The following is a 233-nucleotide window of genomic DNA, read 5'->3' as shown; positions in this document are numbered from 1 at the left end:
TGGAAAAAGTGGGAACTATGCTTGATAAGGCAAGATACAGTAATTCCCTTTCCAGTAAACTAACCGCACATTTACAGATGATAAACCGCACCGACCTTATCCCTTATATCCAATATGACACGAAACATGGGAAAGGGGGTATCTGATGAATAACAACGATATTCCCGTATGGGAAAAATACACCCTTACCATTGAAGAAGCGTCAAAATATTTCCGTATCGGAGAAAACAAGT

1 protein-coding gene and 1 pseudogene are annotated in these 233 nt (G+C 39.5%); both read left to right on the top strand.

Annotated features, from left to right (window positions below; all coding sequences use genetic code 11):
* A pseudogene (locus tag LI112_RS18090) lies at window positions 1-146 on the top strand (replication initiation factor domain-containing protein); the annotation flags it as partial.
* Window positions 146-233 (top strand): excisionase (locus LI112_RS18085; RefSeq protein ID WP_255647178.1); only part of this gene is annotated, 88 nt, incomplete at its 3' end. The pseudogene LI112_RS18090 and the gene LI112_RS18085, both read left to right, overlap by 1 nt.

It is taken from the genome of Blautia sp. 210820-DFI.6.14, from assembly GCF_020558815.1.
Classification (GTDB): Bacteria; Bacillota; Clostridia; order Lachnospirales; family Lachnospiraceae; genus Blautia_A; species Blautia_A obeum.
Note: the sequence above shows the minus strand (reverse complement) of the source record. Positions and strands in the feature narration are given on the sequence as shown.